Raw genomic sequence first — 17,034 nt, 5'->3', positions numbered from 1 at the left:
CCACCGGCGACCACCGACAAGCTCCGGCACTTTTCGACGAGTTCTGAGGAAGCCTGCACGAACTCTGCCGAGCTCTGACTGAACGGCCGCATCGGCGGCGGTCCGGCAACCACCCTGGCTTGCCGGACCGCCGGGCCGCGCGTTCCGACCGGGACGCGGTGGTCGGCAGGGCCTCGGACCTGACCTCACACGGTCATCGGCCGGTCGTACGCCGATATCGGAGCCGGGAGTTGCGAACTCCCCGTCAGATACCGGTCGACGGCCGCCGCGACCGCCCGCCCCTCCGCGATGGCCCACACGATCAGCGACTGCCCGCGCGCGGCGTCCCCCGCGGCGAACACGCCAGGGACATTGGTGGCGAAACCGGCATCCCGTGCGATCGTCCCCCGCGGTGCCATCGCCACCCCCAGCTGATCGACGAGCCCGTCCGTCCGATCGGGCCCGGAGAAGCCGAGAGCGAGCAGCACGAGGTCGGCCGGCAACGTCCGCCCGGTACCCGGCCGCACCCGACGTGCCGTGTCCACCTCCATCAGATGCAGCGCCCGCACATGCCCGCTGTCGTCCCCGATGAAGTGCAACGTCGATGCGGCGAACAGCCGCGCGTCCGCGTCCGCCGCCGGTGCCGTCACCAGATCGCGCGCCTCCTCGTGCGCGGCCGACAGCCGGTAGATCTTCGGATACGTCGGCCAGGGCTCGGCGTCCTCGTCCCGCTCGGCGTCCGGCTGGGCATAGATGTCCAGCTGGGTCACGGACGCGGCGCCGTCCCGCACCGCGGTGCCCAGACAGTCCGCGCCGGTGTCGCCGCCGCCCACGATGACGACGTGCTTCCCCGCCCCGGACAGCGGCGAGACCGCCAGGTCACCCTCGCCCACCCGGTTGGACAACGGGAGGTACTCCATCGCCTGATGGATCCCCGCCAGCTCCCGCCCCGGCACCGACAGTTCCCGCCACGCCGTGGCCCCCGTGGCGACCACCACCGCGTCGTACCGCGCCCGCAACTCGTCCGCCCCGACGTCCCGCCCGACCGTCGTGGACGTACGGAACCTGGTCCCCTCGGCCCGCATCTGCTCCAGCCGCCGCTCCAGATGCCGCTTCTCCATCTTGAAGGAAGGGATGCCGTACCGCAGCAGCCCGCCGACCCGGTCGTCCCGTTCGTACACGGCGACCGTGTGCCCGGCCCGGGTCAGCTGCTGTGCCGCGGCGAGCCCCGTCGGCCCCGACCCGATCACCGCGACCGTCCGACCGGACAGCCGGTCCGGCGGCCGGGGCGGTGCGAAGCCCTCCTCCCAGGCCCGGTCGGCGATGGCGCACTCGACGTTCTTGATGGTCACCGCCGGCTGGTTGATCGCGAGCACACATCCCGCCTCGCACGGCGCCGGGCACAACCGCCCTGTGAACTCCGGGAAGTTGTTCGTGGCGTGCAGCCGGTCCCCGGCCGCCCGCCAGTCCTCGCGCGACACCAGGTCGTTCCACTCGGGTATGAGGTTCCCCAGTGGACAGGCGTCGTGGCAGAACGGTATGCCACAGTCCATGCACCGGTCGGCCTGCCTGCTGATGATGGGCAACAGCGCCCCCGGGACATACACCTCGGCCCAGTCCCGGACCCGCTCCTCGACGGGCCGACGTGGCCACTCCTCGCGCGGCGTGGTCATGAAACCCTTGGGATCGGCCATGGTCGTCTTCCTTGCCTGCGCGTACGACGGGCCATGCGTCGTAGGGTGGCGTTCCTCCGGCCACGATACGTCTCCCCGGCCCCCCGCGCAGAGCCGTCGACAGCGCCTTTCCCGGGACCGGGAGCCGCCCTCCGCCCCGACCGCCTCCGGCTCTCTGACCTGCTGGGAACCCACCACGCGACGCTCAGCTCAGCGCCAGCAGATACACCACCGCGGCGGCCGCCGAGGCGACCGTACGGACGTGGTTCCACATGGTCCATTCGCGTACGTACGTCGGCCAGTAGGCGGCGGCCTCCGGAGTGCCTGGCTCCACTCTGGCCAGGGCGTCGTTGCGGGGCACGTTGGCGACCAGGGTCAGCCCGAACGAACCGAACAGGAACAGCGCGCTGCCCAGCAGCAGCTCCACCTTGCCCTCGTCCGGCCACAGCACGAACGTCACCACGGCGATCATCGCGCACAGCACCGCGGTCCCCGCGAACACCAGCATGAAGGCAGGGGTCACCGCGGACACGTTGATCGCGTTCATCGCGGCGACCCCCTGCGCGGGCGGCAGCGCGGCCAACCCGCGCATGACGAACGTCGAGAACCCGCAGAACACCCCGGCCACCACCCCGGTGCCCAGCACCCCCGCCACGATCAGTACGAAGTACGGTCCATCGATCATGTACACAACGCTCCCCCCTTGAACCGGGCTCACCCGGTGCTCTCGTCACTCTGTGCCTTCCCCCGACAGAACCGCGATCATCGCCCGATGACCGAATCGCGATCACTACCGGACACGTGGGGCCTTGCCGGCACCCTCGCGAGCGTCAGGCTCCGTCCGCCGGTCCGTCGACGGGTCCCGTCCGCCCGTCGGTCTGTGGGTCCCGTCTGCGAGTCCGGTCTGTGGGTCCCGTCCGCCGGTCCGGTTCGTCGACGCGGTCTGCGGGCCTGGTCCGGGGTTGGCCTCACCCCACGTCCGCCGCTGCCTCCCGCCACCCGAACAGCACCGTCTCCACGGCGGGCGTGATCCGCCGTCGTGCCTCATACCGGGGCACGCCGCTCATCAGCAGCCGGTCGTACGGCGTGTCCAGATGCCGCACGGCCGCCACGACCGCCGACACCACGGCCCCCTCGGACAACGCCCGCCCCGCCGCGCTGCGCCCCACCCGGCCGCTGCCCCGCACCGACGCGTGCGCGGCGATCGCCTCCGCCCGGTCTGCCGGGCACCCGGGAAACAACCGCCGGATCTTTGCCGTGAACTCCTCGGCGAACCGTGCGTCCTGGTCCGCCCGACGCCGTGCGTCCCGTGCCCGGCGGCGCCGCCGCGCCTGAGCGTCGGCCAGGCACCGCTGCTCCGCCCGGGCGAGAGCCGCTTCCTCGACCAGAACGCCCTGCCGCTCGTACCGGCTCCTGCGCCGGTTGAACCGCACCACCACCGCCGACAGCCCGCTCTCCTCCCTCGATCTGCGCGTCAGTGCCGTGTCGCCGCGCGTCAGGAACATCAGATGGCCCAGGTCGGCACAGTCGAGGCAGTGCGGCACCCCGTCCTCGAACACGAGCAGTGACAACGGCCCCCGACGGCATGCGCCGCACTGCTTCCGCCGCAGCGGTTGGATCACGACAAGTCCGTTGTGCGACAGATCGGTTGCGAAGCGCGCCATACCTCGTTCCTTCCCCGCGGGACCCCCGTTCTCCCGTCTGCCGCTGCCGGCCCGCGGTCGGGCGGAGGTCGAACATCGACAGCTGTGTGCGGTGTCGCACGGGGGCCTCGATCCCGTCGGCGTACCGCCGCAGCGGGTGATGCCGCGACTCGATGGAAGCACCGGATACAGCGGGCGCCGACGCCGGACGACGGACGTGTTGCGGCGTCGGCCGCCCCGTTGGAGGCGGGCCGAAGCGGACCCCACTGGCGCGGGTGCACTGGCCTCGGTCGGCCCCGGTCTGCCTCGCCGTGCCCGGTCGGCGGATCGGCCCTGGAGCGCCGGGCCGCCGGTCCTGCTCTGGACGGCCCCGCGTCAGTGCGCACGCTGCCGCGCGGCATCATGGGGCCGTGCGACTCGAAGCGATCACTTGGGACCGGCTCGGCGAGCTGCTGGCGGAGCGGCTGCTCGACATGCGGCCCGCGGACGGCGGCTCCTGGCCCCGTGTCGCCTTCGACGGCGCCCCGGCCGCTCACCCGGGCGACCTCGCGGAGCGGGTCGCGCAGGCGCTGCGGGTGCGTGGGCGTCCCTCGCTCGTCGTGGGCACGGAAGGGTTTCTGCGTCCGGCCTCGCTCCGGCTGGAGCACGGCCGCCGGGACGTGGAGTCGTACTACAGCGGCTGGTTCGACACCGCGGCACTCTGGCGTGAGGTCTTCGGGCCGCTCGAACCCGGCGGCGACGGCCGTGTCCTGCCCGACCTGTGGGACCCCGCGACCGACCGGGCGACCCGTAGCCCCTACGTCCAACTCCAGCCCGGCGGAATACTGTTGCTCCACGGCCCCCTCCTCCTGCGGCACTGGTTTCCTTTCGACCTGACCGTTCACCTTCTCCTCTCTCCGGCCGCCCTGAGCCGCCGTACCTCCGAGACGGACCACTGGACGCTGCCCGCCTTCGACCGGTATGCGGACGAAACCGACCCCGCCGCGACGGCCGACGTCCTGGTACGCGCCGACGACCCCCGGCGCCCCGCCTGGAACGGCTGATCCCGCTTTCCTCCGCCGCGTCCACGGCATGCGCGGCGCCCGATGGTCCCCGCCGCCTGCGGGTGCGCACACCTGGCCGCGCGCGGGACAATGAGTGCGCCGGGACACAGCGGTGTTGCCCGCGCCGCGCCGGCCCATCCGGTACCGGGAGGTGCACCATGACCACTGCCGGAGACATCATGCACCGTGGCGCCCAGTGGATACCCGCCCACGAGACCCTCGACCGCGCCGCCCAGTTGATGCGCGAACTGAACGTAGGAGCGCTGCCCATCAGCGACGAGAACGATCGGCTCTGCGGCATCCTCACCGACCGTGACATCGTGGTCGGCTGCGTGGCCATGGGGCATGACCCCGCCAAGGTCACCGCAGGGCAGCTGGCCCACGGCACGCCCCGCTGGATCGAGGCGAGCGCCGACGTCACCGAGGTGCTCCAGGAGATGCGGCAGCACCAGATCCGTCGCCTGCCCGTCATCGAGAACAAGCGCCTCGTCGGCATGATCAGCGAGGCCGATCTCGCCGAGCACCTGGAGGACGACCAGATCGCCGCCTTCACCGAGAGCGTCTACGCCCGGACCTCGCCGTCCCTCCACTGACGCCCCCGATGCCCGTCGCTGTGCCCGTCGCCGGGCGGGTCACAGCCAGCCGTTGCGCCTGAACCCGCGGTACAACGCCAGACAGGCGATCGATATCACTCCGATGACCAGCGGATAGCCATATCGCCACTCCAGTTCCGGCATGTGCTTGAAGTTCATGCCGTAGACGCCGCACACCATCGTCGGTACGGCGATGATGGCCGCCCAGGCCGTGATCTTCCGCATGTCCGAGTTCTGCGCGACGGTCACCTGAGCCAGATGGGCCTGCAGGATCGAGTTGAGCAGTTCGTCGAAAGAGGCGATCTGTTCCTTGGCCCGTATCAAGTGGTCGAGGACATCCCTGAAGTACGCCTGTATCTCCGGGTCGACCACCCGGATCGGGCGGGTGGCGAGGTCCTCGACCGGGCGGGCCAGCGGTACCACCGCCCGCTTCAGTTCCAGGAGTTCACGCTTGAGCTGGTAGATCCGCCCGGGGTCGGCCCGCGCCCCGTTCTCCGTGAACACATCCGTCTCGACCTGGTCGATGTCGGACTGCACGGCGTCGGTGACGTTCAGATACTCGTCCACCACGTGGTCCGCGATCGCGTGGAGTACCGTCGCCGGGCCCTTGGCCAGCTGTCGCGGCTCCGACTCCAGTTCCTCACGCAGCGGCCCCAGCGAGCCGTGCCGGCCGTGCCGGACCGTGATCACGAAGTCCTGGCCGAGGAACACCATGATCTCGCCGGTGTCCACGACCTCGCTGGTCGCCGTCAGCTTCTCGTGCTCCACATAGCAGACCGTCTTGAACACCGCGAACAGCGTCTCGCCGTACCGCTCCAGCTTCGGGCGCTGATGGGCCTCCACCGCGTCCTCGACCGCCAGTGGGTGCAGGTCGAACAACTCGGCGATGCCCGCGAACTCGTCGTCCGTCGGCTCGTGCAGCCCGAGCCAGACGAACCCGTCCCCGTTCTTGCGCACCCGCTCCACGGTGTCCACCAGGTCGCCGCAGCCAGGGATCCGGATGCCGTCCCGGTACGTCACGCAGTTGACCACAGAGGAGCCCAGGGGCGAGCGGGCGGGATGGCTGAGGTCGACGCGTGGGCGGCGCCGGGCCAGCCGCGCCACCTTGCGCAGACCGCCGACCCTGCTCAGGTCCTTGACCTTGCGCAGATTCCCTGCCATGGACATGTGGATCCCCCCTGCGTGGAACTTCTCGTGCCGTGCTGCCGCGTCTTGGTCAGAGAGTCTGCCAGCCCGGCGCAATGCGCGGGCAAGCCTGTGGGAACGAACTGTTCCGTTTGGTTCCCGGCTGTGGACAAGTCGTCTCCCGGCTGTGAAACAGCCGTTCCGCTCGCCCCGCCCGTCACGGCCGCGTGTTCGCCACGGCCACCTGCCCGCCCGTCACGGCCGCCATGCCCGCCCCACCCGCCTCGGCCGACTCGCAGCGCCGGAGCGTCGGCCGTCCCCGGCAGGCGGCACAACTGGGATGATCGCGGCATGACGCGATCCGACGGGTATCTCCTCGACAACCAGCAGACCGAGGCGGAGCAGCGCTTCGACGCCTTCGCCACCCTCTTCGACCCCACCACCTTCCGGCACCTGTCCGGTTTCGGGCTGGGAGCCGGCTGGCGCTGCTGGGAGGTCGGCGCCGGCGGTACCTCCGTGGTGTCCTGGCTGGCCAAGAAAGTCGGCCCGACAGGCACGGTCCTCGCGACCGACATCGACACCTCGCTGCTCACCGAGGTCTCCCGCGCGCCGGTCGAGGTGCGCGTCCACGACGTCGGCGCGGAGGAGCCGCCCGGAGACGGCTTCGACCTGGTGCACGCCCGGCTGGTCCTCGTCCACGTCCCGGACCGGGAGCGGGCGCTGCGCTCGATGATCCAGGCACTGCGGCCCGGCGGCCGGCTTCTGATCGAGGACGCCGATCCGGCCCTCCAGCCACTCATCTGCCCCGACGAGTCCGGCCCCGAGCAGCAGCTGGCCAACCGGCTGCGGAAGGGTTTCCGCAGCCTGCTCGCCGAGCGCGGCGCCGATCTGGCCTACGGCCGCAGGCTGCCACGCCTGCTGCGCGAGGCCGGACTGCACGAGGTGCAGGCCGACGCGTACTTCCCGCTCACTTCGCCCGCCTGCGCGGCCCTGGAGTCCGCCACCGTGCGGCAGATCCGGGACCGGCTCGTCACCGCGGGACTCGCCACCGACGAGGACATCGATCAGCACCTCGCCAACGTCGCCGACGGCGGCATGGATCTGGCGACGGCGCCGATGATCTCGGCATGGGGCCGCAAGGCGTGAGCCGCGGTCCGTCGCCTGCGCGCGGTCATTTCCGTGCCGGTGGCCGGCCGCCCACCAGCTCCACCGCCCGGGCGCCGGCCCGGCATCCCTGCGCCGCAGCCTCCTCCACGCCCGCGCCCGCGGCGAGAGCGGCCAGGAAGGCGCCCGTGAACGCGTCGCCCGCGCCCGTCGTGTCCCGGGGCGTCGCGGGTACGGCGGGTACGCGGCCGAGGACACCGCCGGACCGGGCCAGCAGCGCCCCGTCGGCGCCCAGCTTGGCGACCACCAGCGGAACGAAGCGGCTCAGCGCGGCGGCGGCGTCCGCCGGATCAGACAGTCCGGTCAGCAGGCACGCCTCGTCCCGGCTGGGCAGCAGAACCTCCAGCCCTTCGGCGAACGCCAGGAAACGTTCCGTCCCCAGGGCCCGGAGGAATCCCGTCGACGCCGGGTCGAGGCTCACCGGTACGCTCCGCGCGCGTGCCGCCCGCAGCGCCGCCGCCGCCAGCGCCCGGCTCGGTTCCGAGAACAGCAGATAACCGGACAGATGAAGCCGGGCGACCCCGTCGAGCAGCGCGTCCGACCAGTCCGCGGGTTCGAGCCGCAGCGACGCACCGCTGTCCGTCAGGAAGGTGCGTTCGGCCGCGGCGTCCATGTCCACCAGGCAGATCACCGTCGCGGTCGCCGCCTCCGCGTCGAGCACGAGCCGCGGGCGCACTCCGGCAGCCAGCAGCTCCCGCGCATGCCACTCCGCGGTGTCCGCCCCCACCCGGCCCAGCAGCCGCACGTCGGGGCAGCCCGCGTCGGCGGCCCAGCAGGCCACGTTGGCGCCCGCGCCGCCGGGCATCGTACGAATCAGGGCCGCCGTGTCGGTGCCGGGTGCGAGCGGTCCCCGGTGCCGTGCGACGACGTCGGTGACGACGTCACCGACGACCAGCAGCGCTCCCGCCCGGCCGGCGCTCACCCCCGGGCCCAAGCCGCGGCGATCCGCGCGGCGAGCCGCACATTGCCACGGACGGCCGCCAGGTTGGCGCTCAACGACGCACCGTCGGTGTGCCGGACCAGGTAGTCCAGCAGGAACGGCGTGACCGCCTGGCCTGCGATCCCCTCCGCCTCGCACGCGCGCAGCGCCTCGGCGAGCACCCGCGCGTGCAGGGCGGGATCCAGCTGCTCCTCCTCGGGCACGGGGTTCGCGACGATCAACGCCGACTCCGGCCCGTCCAACGAGTCCTGGGCCCGCATGACCCGAGCCACCTCTTGCGGGCTGTGCAGCGTCCAGTCGACGGGATGTCCGGAATCGGACAGGTAGAAACCGGGGAAACGGTCCGTGCCGTACCCGGCGACCGCGACCCCCAGCGTCTCCAGACGCTGCAAGGTGGCCGGAACGTCCAGGATCGACTTCACCCCTGCGCACACCACGGTGATCCGCGTCCGCGCCAGCAGACCCAGGTCCGCGGACTCGTCCTGCGTCACCGTCCACTGCCGGTGCACGCCGCCGAGCCCGCCCGTCGCGAACACCCGGACGCCGGCCAGGGCCGCCAGCAGCGCGGTCGCCGACACCGTGGTCGCCCCGCTCGCCCCGGCCGCCACGGCGAGCGGCAGGTCGCGATGGCCCAGCTTGCGGATGCCCTCCTCGTTCGCGACGCGCTCCAACTGCTCCTTGTCCAGGCCCACATACGGCCGCCCGTCCAGCACGGCGATGGTCGCGGGCACCGCTCCCTCCCGCCGGACCGCCTCCTCCAGCTCCTGGGCCACCCGCAGATTGCGCGGACGCGGCAACCCGTGCGCGATGATCGTGGACTCCAGGGCCACCACGGCGCGACGCGCGTCGATCGCCTCCTGCACTTCCCGTGACACCACCAACACCACGCGTCCGCCTCCTGCCGCTCGGTCCTCCCTCATACCTGGCGATCCGCGTCCCGGGACAAACGCATGCCGGCCCAGGAACCACGAACCACGGCCGGGAACCGCCCCGGAACCTTCAGAACAGGGGTTCGGGCAGCACACCCTCCAGCGCGAGCAGCTTCCGCTTCGCCTCCAGCCCGCCCCCGAAGCCGCCGATGCCACCGTCGCTCTCCACGACACGGTGACAGGGCACGACGACGGGCAGCGGATTCGAGCCCATGGCCACGCCCACCGCCTGCGCCGCGCCCGGCTGACCGACCCGCCCGGCCAGGTCGCCGTACCCGACGACCGTGCCGTAGGGGACGCCGGATGTCAGCTCGCGCAGCACCTGCCGGTTGAACCCGGAGATCAGCGACCAGTCCAGCGGCAACCGGAAATCGTGCCGCTTCCCGGCGAAGTAGTCATCGACCTGGCGTATCGCCTCGGCCAGCAGCGGCGAGCCGGGATCCTCGACGGGCTCGCCGCCCAACCGGGTCGCGAGCCGCTCCAGGGCCCGGTCACGCACGGTGTCAGTGGCGTGGAAGACGACGTTGACCAGGCCGTCGGGGGTCGCCGCCAGCAGCAACGGACCGATGTCGGTGGCCACGACGGCCCACACGACCCGCTGCTCGTACTGCCCATGGCTGTCCATGCGCCAACCGTAGGGCCCGCCACTGACAACGCCATGTCGCCGGCCCGCCGGGCCGCTCCGTGGCGAGGGGCTCAGAACCCGGGCTCAGAGCGCGCTCAGCGCCTCCCGCACCAGGTCGGGTTCGTTGGTGATGATGCCGTCGACGCCGTAGGAGGCGGCCTTCCGCGCGGTCGGAGCGTCGTTCACGGTCCAGGTGAACACCCCCAGCGGCCTGCCGTGCGGCCCGTCGCAGGCGTGCACAGCGGCGACGTAGTCGCTGGAAACCGATCCGTAGGCGGGGTTGATCAGGTCCGTGAAGCCCGCGTACGCGGGCAACTCGGCCACCGGTGGCGCACCCAGGTAACCCGTCGTGAGACCCGGCCTCAGGTCGTGGACGATCCGCAGGCTGCCGGCGCTGAAGCTCTGCACGACGAGCCGGCCGGCGTGCCATGGGTCGAGCCAGCCCTCGTTGCCGAGGAGTTTGACGGTCTCCCGTTCGATCCCCGGGTACAGCTCGGGGCTCTTGATCTCCAGGAGCAGCTTCTCGTGGTCGTGCTCGACCCGGCGCATGTACTCCTTGAGCGTCGGCACGCGCGTGCCCGCGTACGCGGGTTTGAACCAGCTGCCCGCGTCCAGGCGGGCGATCTCGGCCGCGGTGAAGTCCTTCACCTTCCAGGGGGCCCGGCCGGGGAACACCTCCTCGGCGTTCGTGGTCCGCGTCAGGCTGTCGTCGTGGAGGACGACCAGTTCGCCGTCCTTGGTCCGCTGCACGTCGTTCTCGACCCAGGTGAAGCCCCTTCGGGCCGCCTCGTCGACGGCGGGCAGGGTGTTCTCCGGCGCGTAGGCGGAGGCTCCTCGGTGGGCGACGACCGTGACCTGCCCGCCGACGCCGCCGGCCCGTGCGCCGAGGGCGAGGGTGACCAGGGCGGCGGCCGCCAGAAGCGCGGTGGTCGTGGCGGCAATCGCGCGCACGCGCATGCGTACTCCTCACGTCCTGCGAAGTCGGGTGAATACGGATGACCACGAACGGTTCCGAGTACGGAAAGCATCGGACAGACAGCACAGAGTAGGCGGTGGCGGGGTACGGGATGAGCACAGTTTGAACGGAGTTGCCCGCGGGCGCTCACTGATGCCGCACAAGTGGGGCAAGGGCGTGTTTCTTTGCCGGAAAATCGTTCGACCGTTCCGATGGGGGTCATACTCTCTGCGAAACCCTGACCGCCCGCGCGGTCCTGGGACGGGGGCACGGTTCGGGTATTCCGGGACTCAAGAGGGCGGGAGGGCAGCCGGGCATGCAGGGCACGGTCGAGGAATTCAGTTACGGGGCCGTCACCCCGTTGGTGGGCTTCGTGATGGCCTGCCTCGGTGCCGCCCTCGGACTGCGCTGCACCGCCAGGTCCCTGCTGGTGTCGCACTCCAGGCGGCCCGCCTGGCTCGCCCTGGGCTCGGCCGCCATCGGCTCCGGCATCTGGACCATGCACTTCGTCGCCATGATGGGGTTCACCGTGGCGGAGGCGCCGGTCGGCTTCGACATCCCGATCACCTTCGCGAGCCTCGGCATCGCCATCGTCATGGTGGGCGTCGGCATCTTCATCGTCGGCTACCGCGGGGCCACCGGAACGGCACTGTTCACCGGCGGAACGATCACCGGTTTGGGCGTCGCCTCGATGCACTACCTCGGCATGGCGGGCATACGCCTGGACGGAAGACTGACGTACAACACCTTCACCGTCGTCGCCTCCGTGGTGATAGCGGTCGTGGCCGCCACGGCCGCGCTGTGGGCGGCGGGACAGATCCGCGGTTTCCTGTGGAGCGTGGGCGCGAGCCTCGTCATGGGGCTCGCGGTCAGCGGCATGCACTACACCGGAATGGCCGCCCTCACGGTCCATCTGCACGGCACCGCGGCCGCCACCGGCGACTCCTCGCCCGCCGCCACGCTCGCGCCCATGCTGATCGGCCCCCTCGTCTTCCTCGTCCTCGCCGGCGCCGTCGTGATCTTCGACCCGCTGATGATCGCGGGCAGGCCCGTCCAGGCCCCGCAGGAGCGCAAACCCGGCATCCCGGCCGCCGCCGTCGCCCCGCACCCGCGCCGCCGCCCGGAGGTCACGGCCCCTCCGCCGCGGATCGGCCAGGGGGCCCACTCAGCGCACCACCACGGCTCACGCACCCCGCAGAACCGGTGAGCGGAGCCCGTTGTCAGTGCGGGGTCGTACGGTGGATGACATGCGGCCCGTTTCCCACATCGAACGCACGGTGGCGCCCTTCGAGGTCGTCAGCCCCTACCGGCCCAGCGGCGACCAGCCGACGGCCATCGCCGAGCTGGCCAAGCGCATCGAGGCAGGTGAGAAGGACGTCGTCCTGCTGGGTGCGACCGGCACCGGCAAGTCGGCCACCACGGCGTGGATGATCGAGCAGCTCCAGCGCCCCACGCTGGTGATGGCGCCGAACAAGACGCTGGCCGCGCAGTTGGCCAACGAGTTCCGCGAGCTGCTCCCGAACAACGCGGTCGAGTACTTCGTCTCGTACTACGACTACTACCAGCCCGAGGCATATGTCCCGCAGTCGGACACCTACATCGAGAAGGACTCCTCGATCAACGAGGAGGTGGAGCGCCTGCGGCACTCCGCCACCAACTCGCTGCTCACCCGCCGCGACGTCGTCGTGGTCGCCTCGGTCTCCTGCATCTACGGCCTCGGTACGCCCCAGGAGTACGTGGACCGGATGGTCCCCCTCAAGGTGGGCGACGAGATCGACCGCGACGAGCTGCTGCGCCGCTTCGTGGACATCCAGTACACGCGCAACGACCTGGCGTTCACCCGCGGTACCTTCCGCGTCCGCGGCGACACCATCGAGATCTTCCCGGTGTACGAGGAGCTCGCCGTCCGCATCGAGATGTTCGGCGACGAGATCGAGGCACTGTCCACGCTCCACCCCCTCACCGGCGAGATCATCAGCGACGACGAGCAGCTGTACGTCTTCCCGGCGTCCCACTACATCGCGGGGCCCGAGCGCATGGAGCGGGCCATCAACGGCATCGAGAAGGAACTGGCCGAGCGCCTCGCCGAGCTGGAGAAGCAGGGCAAGCTCCTGGAAGCCCAGCGCCTGCGGATGCGCACCGGGTACGACATCGAGATGCTCCGCCAGATCGGCAGCTGCTCCGGTGTGGAGAACTACTCGATGCACTTCGACGGCCGCCTGCCCGGCTCGCCGCCCAACACCCTGCTCGACTACTTCCCGGACGACTTCCTCCTCGTCATCGACGAGTCGCACAACACCGTCCCGCAGATCGGTGCCATGTACGAGGGCGACGCGTCCCGCAAGCGCACCCTCGTCGACCACGGCTTCCGGCTGCCGTCCGCCCTTGACAACCGGCCCCTGAAGTGGGAGGAGTTCCAGGAGCGGATCGACCAGACCGTCTACCTGTCCGCCACCCCGGGCAAGTACGAGCTGTCGCGAGCCGACGGCGTCGTCGAGCAGATCATCCGCCCCACCGGCCTCATCGACCCGGAGGTCGTCGTCAAGCCCACCGAGGGCCAGATCGACGACCTGGTGCACGAGATCCGCCGGCGCACCGAGAAGGACGAACGCGTCCTGGTCACCACGCTCACCAAGAAGATGGCCGAGGACCTCACGGACTACTTCCTGGAACTCGGCATCCAGGTCCGCTACCTGCACAGTGACGTCGACACCCTGCGCCGCGTCGAACTGCTGCGTGAGCTGCGCTCCGGCGAGTTCGACGTCCTGGTCGGCATCAACCTGCTGCGTGAAGGGCTCGACCTGCCCGAGGTGTCCCTCGTGGCGATCCTCGACGCCGACAAGGAGGGCTTCCTTCGCTCCGGAACGTCGCTGATCCAGACCATCGGCCGCGCGGCACGCAATGTCTCCGGCCAGGTCCATATGTACGCGGACAAGGTCACCCCGGCGATGGAGCGGGCCATCGACGAGACCAACAGGCGCCGGGAGAAGCAGGTCGCCTACAACACGGCCAACGGCATCGACCCGCAGCCGCTGCGCAAGAAGATCAACGACATCGTCGCGCAGATCGCCCGGGAAGAGGTCGACACCGAGCAGCTGCTCGGCACCGGCTACCGCAAGACGAAGGACGGCAGAGGTGCCAAGGCCCCGGTCCCCTCGCTCGGCGACAAGGCGGCCAAGGGTGCCAAGTCCGCCAAGTCCGCCAAGGGCAAGGCCAAGGAGACGGTGCCGACGGACCGTCCCGCCGCCGAACTCGCCGAGCAGATCGAGGAGATGACGGAGCGTATGCGGGCCGCCGCCGCGGACCTGCAGTTCGAGATCGCGGCGCGGCTGCGTGACGAGGTCTCCGAGATGAAGAAGGAACTGCGCCAGATGCGGGAGGCGGGGCTGGCCTGAGCGTCGAGACGGGTCCCGAACCCCGGTATGGGCGCAGAGTGTTGCAACACCGACACAAAGCGCGGACCGGGGTTCGGCACTGTCAGTGGCGCTGCATAGGGTTCTGGTCAACCGCGGATACCGCGGCAGCAGGGGAACGCCGAGAGGGGAAACAGCCGTGACCGTCAACTTGAGCAAGGGACAGGCCATCAGCCTGGAGAAGAAGGACGGGGGCACCCTCGCGGCGGTGCGGATGGGACTCGGCTGGCAGGCGGCCCCGCGGCGTGGCCTGTTCGGTTCGCGCACCCGGGAGATCGACCTGGACGCCTCCGCCGTGCTGTTCGCCGGCCAGGAGCCCGTCGACGTCGTCTTCTTCCGCCACCTGGTCAGCGACGACGGTTCGGTGCGGCACACCGGAGACAACCTCGTCGGCGGTGCCGGCCAGGGTGGCGACGACGAGTCGATCCTCGTCGACCTGCAGCGGGTGCCCGTCCACATCGATCAGATCGTCTTCACGGTGAACTCCTTCACGGGGCAGACCTTCCAAGAAGTGCAGAACGCGTTCTGCCGCCTGGTCGACGAGACCAACGGCCAGGAACTCGCCCGCTACACGCTGGCCGGCGGCGGCGCCTACACCGCGCAGATCATGGCCAAGGTGCACCGTTCCGGCGGGGGCTGGACGATGACCGCCCTCGGCACCCCGGCCAACGGCCGTACCTTCCAGGACCTGATGCCGACGATCCAGACGCATCTGTAGGACGGCCGCGGCAGCGGAGAGCGGCGTACGACACCAGGACACAGGGGGAAGGCGATGATGGCCGAACTGGTGCGGGGGCAGAATCACCCGCTGTCCCGGGCCCGGCTGGAGATCCGGGTCTCGGCCGGGGTACCGGTCATGGTGGGCGCCGTGCTCGGTGACGTGGACGGCCGGGCACACGGCGACGGGGGCGTCGCCCACCCCGGCGCACCCACGCTGCCGGGTATCGAGGTGTCCCGTCAGGCTGCCGCCGACCACCGGCTCGCCGTGGACCTGGCGGCCCTCCCCGAGGCCGTGCACCGGGTCAGTTTGCTGCTCGCCCTGCCGTCCGGCGCGGGCGGGCCGCTGCGCTTCGGCGGTGTGGCCGCCCCGAGAGCGGCGGTCACCGGTCTCGACGGCACGGAGATCGCCCGTTACACCCTGACCGGCTTGGGTGCCGAGTCCGCCGTCGTCGCGCTGGAGCTGTACCGCAGACAGGGCGCCTGGAAGGTGCGCGCCGTCGGACAGGGGTACGCGGGCGGCCTCGCCGCACTCTTCACCGATCTGGGCGTGCCCCGGGCCGACGAACTGGCGGGCGGCATCCTGGAGGCGGTGGCCCGGGGTTCGGCCCGGTCGGTCGCGGCACCGCCGCCGCGCCCGGCGGCCGGCGACCGCGCCCGCCGGGCATCGGCGCCCGCGGCCGGCACCGACCAGCCGGGCTCCGCGTCCAGGGCCGCCACCGGACCGGCCGCGCCGCGACCCGCCCATCCGTACGAGGCACCGAGCGCCCGCCCGGCGCCGGGCGGCCCGGGGGAGTACCCGCGCGAGGGCGGCACGACGGGCGCGGCGCAGCCACCTGCGGACGGCGGCGGTCCGATCGACTACACCCACCCGAACCGCAGACACGCGACGCCACCCCCGCCTCCACCGCTGGCGCCGCCCGTTCCGCCGGGCTCGCCCGCACCAGCGATCGCCGGCGACGCGGCCGGCTGGTCCCTGGAGGAACGGCTGTACAACCAGGTCTGGGGCATGTTCGAGGACCTGGCCCGGACGACGGCCGCCTATCGCAGCGCGGTCGACTTCGCGGACTCCCGCATGGAGAAGGAGCTGGACCAGATCCTCTCCGACCCGCGCAGCAGACTCGGCTCGGCCGGTGATGCCGCGCGGGAGGCGGCCCGTGCCAAGCGTGCTCAGCTCGTCGACCAGGCCGCGGCGGCCCTCGACCGTGACCTGGTCCAGCTCACCGCCGAGGCCGAGGTCGTCGAACCCGCGCTTCCGCCGGCGTACGCCCGTTGGGACAACCCCGTCTGGCACGGCTACCGGGTACCCACGGAGTCCCCGATGGCCCTGCGGCTGGGCGACCTCCATCTGCCGGAGAGCCCGGCGCTGCGCATACCGTTGCTGGTTCGCCTGCCCCTGGAGCGGGGCGTGTGGATCGACAGCGGGGCCGCGTCGGGGGAGGGCTTGTTCCTGGACGCCACCGAGCTGCGGCAGCGGGCGATGGAGACGGCGGTGGCGGTCGCGGCCCGGATGCTCGCCGCGCATCCCGCGGGCGAGGTCGCCGTCCACGTGATCGATCCGGCGGGTTCGGCGGCCCGGACTCTCGCACCGCTGGTTCGGGCCGGTGTGCCGGCCGATCCGCCCGCCGCCGGTGCGGCGGGCGTGACCAAGGTCCTGGGTCAACTCGCCCAGCGCGTCGATCTGGTGCAGATGGCGCTGCGCGGGGGCGCTGCCGATGCGCTGCCGCCGGGCCTCGACGCCGCCCAGCACCTGCTGATCGTCAACGACTTCCCGCACGGATTCGACGACCGGGCCGTCACCGCGTTGCGCTACCTCGCCGATGAGGGTCCGTCGGTCGGCGTCCACCTGCTGATGGTCGCGGACCGTCAGGACGCCACCGCCTACGGTCCTTTGCTGGATCCGCTGTGGCGTTCGCTGATGCGACTCACGCCGGTGCCCGACGACCACCTCGCCGACCCGTGGGTCGGTCATGCCTGGACGTATGAGCCGTCGCTCGTCCCGCCCGGCAGTCAAGTGCTCGACCATGTGCTCACCCAGGTGGCCATCGCCCGAACCAAGATCAAGTAAAGCCCTCTGACCAGGCGATTTGATCAATCTTTTGCCAATCGCTTTACCTTTACTTGGTGATTGGGGTACTGTTTTCCGTACGGAGGGGAGTACTCCCTGTCTGCTGCGGCGTACCCGTCAATACGGATCGGACCAGATCCCGGGGCGTCGGCCCAACCCGGGTGGAA

15 protein-coding genes are annotated in these 17,034 nt (G+C 71.2%); 7 read left to right on the top strand and 8 right to left on the bottom strand.

Annotation, left to right across the window (positions count from 1 at the left end; all coding sequences use genetic code 11):
* Nucleotides 1-185 precede the first annotated feature (185 nt).
* The 3 genes from ACFC09_RS25745 to ACFC09_RS25735 form a co-directional block, all read right to left on the bottom strand.
* A complete protein-coding gene (locus ACFC09_RS25745; protein ID WP_376532440.1) occupies nucleotides 186-1,673 on the bottom strand; it encodes a glutamate synthase subunit beta in 1,488 nt (495 codons plus the stop codon).
* A gap of 184 nt (nucleotides 1,674-1,857) precedes the next feature.
* The gene (locus tag ACFC09_RS25740) at nucleotides 1,858-2,337 is read right to left on the bottom strand and encodes a DUF1772 domain-containing protein (RefSeq protein ID WP_376532438.1); all 480 of its coding nucleotides are present in this window, start codon (nucleotides 2,335-2,337) and stop codon (nucleotides 1,858-1,860) included.
* Between the two features lie 283 nt (nucleotides 2,338-2,620).
* Nucleotides 2,621-3,316: a DUF2293 domain-containing protein gene (locus ACFC09_RS25735; protein ID WP_376532436.1), complete on the bottom strand. Its 696-nt coding sequence runs from the start codon at nucleotides 3,314-3,316 to the stop codon at nucleotides 2,621-2,623.
* A gap of 389 nt (nucleotides 3,317-3,705) precedes the next feature.
* Here ACFC09_RS25735 and ACFC09_RS25730 point away from each other — a divergent pair, with 389 nt between their 5' ends.
* Both ACFC09_RS25730 and ACFC09_RS25725 read left to right on the top strand, forming a co-directional pair.
* Nucleotides 3,706-4,338, top strand: a complete 633-nt coding sequence (locus tag ACFC09_RS25730; RefSeq protein WP_376532434.1) for a uridine kinase — start codon at nucleotides 3,706-3,708, stop codon at nucleotides 4,336-4,338.
* 158 nt (nucleotides 4,339-4,496) lie between these two features.
* On the top strand, nucleotides 4,497-4,931 hold the full coding sequence (locus tag ACFC09_RS25725) for a CBS domain-containing protein (protein WP_376532432.1): 435 nt from the start codon (nucleotides 4,497-4,499) through the stop codon (nucleotides 4,929-4,931).
* A 39-nt stretch (nucleotides 4,932-4,970) separates the two neighbouring features.
* Here ACFC09_RS25725 and corA read toward each other — a convergent pair whose 3' ends face one another.
* On the bottom strand, nucleotides 4,971-6,098 hold the full coding sequence (corA, locus tag ACFC09_RS25720) for a magnesium/cobalt transporter CorA (protein ID WP_376532430.1): 1,128 nt from the start codon (nucleotides 6,096-6,098) through the stop codon (nucleotides 4,971-4,973).
* A 309-nt stretch (nucleotides 6,099-6,407) separates the two neighbouring features.
* Between corA and ACFC09_RS25715 the strand changes: the two genes are divergently transcribed.
* Nucleotides 6,408-7,202, top strand: coding sequence for a methyltransferase (locus tag ACFC09_RS25715; protein WP_376532428.1), 795 nt, complete (start codon nucleotides 6,408-6,410; stop codon nucleotides 7,200-7,202).
* Nucleotides 7,203-7,227: 25 nt separating this feature from the next.
* Here ACFC09_RS25715 and ACFC09_RS25710 read toward each other — a convergent pair whose 3' ends face one another.
* From ACFC09_RS25710 to ACFC09_RS25695, 4 genes are all read right to left on the bottom strand, one after another.
* Nucleotides 7,228-8,142: a carbohydrate kinase family protein gene (locus ACFC09_RS25710; protein WP_376532425.1), complete on the bottom strand. Its 915-nt coding sequence runs from the start codon at nucleotides 8,140-8,142 to the stop codon at nucleotides 7,228-7,230.
* Nucleotides 8,139-9,047, bottom strand: a complete 909-nt coding sequence (locus ACFC09_RS25705; RefSeq protein ID WP_376532423.1) for a pseudouridine-5'-phosphate glycosidase — start codon at nucleotides 9,045-9,047, stop codon at nucleotides 8,139-8,141. Before ACFC09_RS25705 ends, ACFC09_RS25710 begins: the two co-directional genes overlap by 4 nt.
* A 112-nt stretch (nucleotides 9,048-9,159) precedes the next feature.
* Nucleotides 9,160-9,714: a methylated-DNA--[protein]-cysteine S-methyltransferase gene (locus tag ACFC09_RS25700; RefSeq protein WP_376532421.1), complete on the bottom strand. Its 555-nt coding sequence runs from the start codon at nucleotides 9,712-9,714 to the stop codon at nucleotides 9,160-9,162.
* An 84-nt stretch (nucleotides 9,715-9,798) separates the two neighbouring features.
* On the bottom strand, nucleotides 9,799-10,671 hold the full coding sequence (locus ACFC09_RS25695) for a glycerophosphodiester phosphodiesterase (protein WP_376532419.1): 873 nt from the start codon (nucleotides 10,669-10,671) through the stop codon (nucleotides 9,799-9,801).
* Nucleotides 10,672-10,985: 314 nt separating this feature from the next.
* Between ACFC09_RS25695 and ACFC09_RS25690 the strand changes: the two genes are divergently transcribed.
* The 4 genes from ACFC09_RS25690 (at nucleotide 10,986) to ACFC09_RS25675 (ending at nucleotide 16,867) form a co-directional block, all read left to right on the top strand.
* Entirely contained in the window at nucleotides 10,986-11,876 is an 891-nt protein-coding gene (locus ACFC09_RS25690) for an MHYT domain-containing protein (protein ID WP_376532417.1), read from the top strand.
* A 40-nt stretch (nucleotides 11,877-11,916) separates the two neighbouring features.
* Entirely contained in the window at nucleotides 11,917-14,064 is a 2,148-nt protein-coding gene (gene uvrB / locus ACFC09_RS25685) for an excinuclease ABC subunit UvrB (RefSeq protein WP_376532415.1), read from the top strand.
* A gap of 157 nt (nucleotides 14,065-14,221) precedes the next feature.
* Entirely contained in the window at nucleotides 14,222-14,800 is a 579-nt protein-coding gene (locus ACFC09_RS25680) for a TerD family protein (protein WP_376532413.1), read from the top strand.
* Between the two features lie 54 nt (nucleotides 14,801-14,854).
* On the top strand, nucleotides 14,855-16,867 hold the full coding sequence (locus ACFC09_RS25675) for a TerD family protein (RefSeq protein ID WP_376532411.1): 2,013 nt from the start codon (nucleotides 14,855-14,857) through the stop codon (nucleotides 16,865-16,867).
* Nucleotides 16,868-17,034: the final 167 nt, after the last annotated feature.

Source organism: Streptomyces sp. NPDC056161 (assembly GCF_042268025.1).
Taxonomy (GTDB): Bacteria; Actinomycetota; Actinomycetes; order Streptomycetales; family Streptomycetaceae; genus Streptomyces.
The sequence above is the reverse complement of the archived record's forward strand: the minus strand, read 5'-3'. Positions and strand labels throughout refer to the sequence as shown.